Below are 1,060 nucleotides of genomic sequence, written 5' to 3' on the forward strand. Positions count from 1 at the left end.
GACGTGGCCTGGATGCCTGGCGCCGTGTTGATCGCCAGACGTGGCCTGGATGCCTGGCGCCGTGTTGATCGCCAAGAGCACTTACGTCTGGCTCGCACAGCTCAGTAAGCGATACCAGAGGTCAATTCATCGACTGGATCAGATTCCGGACGAGGAACTGGACACGCTGGCACGTCGCGGAATGAACTCCCTGTGGCTGATCGGTATCTGGGAGCGCAGCCGGGCATCGCAAACAATTAAGCAGCTCTGCGGAAATCCAGACGCGGTGGCTTCAGCTTACTCACTCTTCGATTACGCCATCGCCGAGGACCTGGGCGGAGAGCCCGCGTACGTGAATCTGCGGAATCGTGCCTACGCGCGAGGCATCCGCTTGGCCAGCGATATGGTGCCAAACCATATGGGTATCGATTCGCCATGGGTCGTAGAGCATCCGGACTGGTTCATCTCGCGGCAAGATAGCCCCTATCCTGCTTACAACTTCGATGGCCCTGACCTGTCGCATGACCCGCGTGTGGAGATCAAGATCGAAAGCCACTACTACGAGCAGACGGACGCGGCGGTCGTGTTTCGGCGGCGTGACCGGGCATCGGGGGAGACAAGGTACATCTATCACGGCAATGATGGCACGAGCTTCCCGTGGAACGATACCGCCCAACTGGACTACCTGAACCCAGCAGTGCGCGAACAGGTGATCCAGACCATCCTGCATGTGGCCCGTCTGTTCCCTGTCATCCGCTTTGACGCGGCGATGACCCTGGCAAAGCGCCACTTTCACCGGCTCTGGTTTCCCGGCCCTGGCAGCAGCGGAGCGATTCCCTCCCGCGCGGAATACGGGATGTCCAGTGCCGAGTTCAATGCTCATATGCCGCATGAGTTTTGGCGGGAAGTCGTCGACAGAGTAGCTGCCGAGGTTCCGGGAACACTTTTGCTCGCCGAAGCCTTCTGGCTGATGGAGGGTTACTTCGTCCGAACACTGGGAATGCATCGTGTCTATAACAGCGCCTTCATGAACATGATGCGTGACGAGGAGAACGCAAAATATCGGTCGGTGCTCAAGAAC

The 1,060-nt window shown here is 58.8% G+C and carries 1 pseudogene; it reads left to right on the forward strand.

From position 1 onward, the window contains the following. Positions 1–31: 31 nt before the first annotated feature. A pseudogene (locus AB4043_RS26485) lies at positions 32–1,060 on the forward strand (alpha-amylase family glycosyl hydrolase); the annotation flags it as partial.

The organism is Terriglobus sp. YAF25, from assembly GCF_052113305.1.
Taxonomy (GTDB): Bacteria; Acidobacteriota; Terriglobia; order Terriglobales; family Acidobacteriaceae; genus Terriglobus.